This is a genomic window from Hyphomonas sp. UBA3601 (assembly GCF_002375605.1).
Taxonomy (GTDB): domain Bacteria; phylum Pseudomonadota; class Alphaproteobacteria; order Caulobacterales; family Hyphomonadaceae; genus Hyphomonas.
The window spans coordinates 63,147-64,414 of record NZ_DFME01000144.1 but is presented as its reverse complement, the minus strand read 5'-3'; the positions used below and the strand labels follow the sequence as shown (position 1 = coordinate 64,414).

General features: G+C 54.8%; 2 protein-coding genes. One reads left to right on the top strand and one right to left on the bottom strand.

The genetic code is table 11. The features are described 5' to 3' along the window. Positions 1-391 (bottom strand): FMN-binding negative transcriptional regulator (locus tag B4F73_RS16370; RefSeq protein ID WP_290481654.1); only part of this gene is annotated, 391 nt, incomplete at its 3' end. A gap of 200 nt (positions 392-591) precedes the next feature. Here B4F73_RS16370 and B4F73_RS16365 point away from each other — a divergent pair. After that, positions 592-1,268 (top strand): serine hydrolase domain-containing protein (locus B4F73_RS16365; RefSeq protein ID WP_290483802.1); only part of this gene is annotated, 677 nt, incomplete at its 3' end.

Below are 1,268 nucleotides of genomic sequence, written 5' to 3'. Positions count from 1 at the left end.
TCCGCATGATCTCCAGTTGAGCCTCGGCATCATCAATCGGATGAAGCGTCCCTCGTACTTGCGCAGCAATGTAGTTCCAGGTCGGAACGGTTGGCTGGTCCTTGTACCAGCTTGCCGAGATATATGCGTTCGGGCCATGAAAGGTCGCAAGCGCTTTTTGGCCGGCGGCCAGGGTGGTGGCGTGTGGATTGTTCCGTGCCATGTGCCCGACCAGCTCAGTGTGACCAGTTGATGTTGTCACCACGTACATGGGGACCGAGGTCGCATAGGGCAGGTCGCCGCAGCTGGTGATTATCTGGCCAAAGGGGTAGGCGGCTATGATCGAGAGCGGGTCAGACGCCCGATAAGGTTTCGGCACATACATGTGCCAAGTCTCATTTGCATCGGTCATACTATATCCCTTGTATTTTCTGGGGTCAGTCTTCGCGTCGACAGACAGAAATGTGAGGCGCGAAATGTATAACAGCTGGTGCGGCGGGGGCACCAGAATACCTTTGCTTGGCACCTGAGTCTGCCGGTATCGAAATGTATTGTCACCACAAAGCGCGCGCCACCTCCTGATTGTCGCTGCGCTAACCTAGGAGACTATTCGTGACAGCATTCTCTCAGCGCGAACCGCAGTTCGGTGACATCGTGACGGCTTATGCTGGCAAATTGATGCCAGATGTTCAGATGCATACGTTCAGCCATACACACGAGATTTTCCCCACTCGCACCATCAAGGCTGGTGACACGGTGTCTGCCTTGCCATATGCGGCGACGCCGCTGAGCGATATGTCTATTCAGGCGAATGGTAAATCCTACGATCTGTTCGACTACGTATCTCAGAACCGCCTCGTCGGACTGTTGGCGATCAAAGATGGGCATATCGTTCACGAATACTATGATCAGGGCATCGGGCCGGATACGCGATGGATGTCGATGTCCATGGCCAAGTCAGTATCGACAACGCTGGTTGGTACGGCGATCAAGGATGGCTTCATCGACAGCGTTGATGACCAACTCGTGAAGTACCTGCCTGAACTGTCCGGTAGTGGCTACGATGGGGTCTCCATCAAGCATTTGCTGCAGATGACGTCAGGTGTGAAGTGGGACGATACTCACACGGTGGCGGAGTCTGAACGCCGCACCATGCTGGATATCCAGGTTGGGCAAAAACCGGGTGAAATCATGAAATTCATGGCCTCTTTGCCCCGCATTGCCGAGCCGGGAACGGTCTGGAACTATAGCACGGGCGAGACCCATGTTGTGGGTGCACTGGTCAAAGC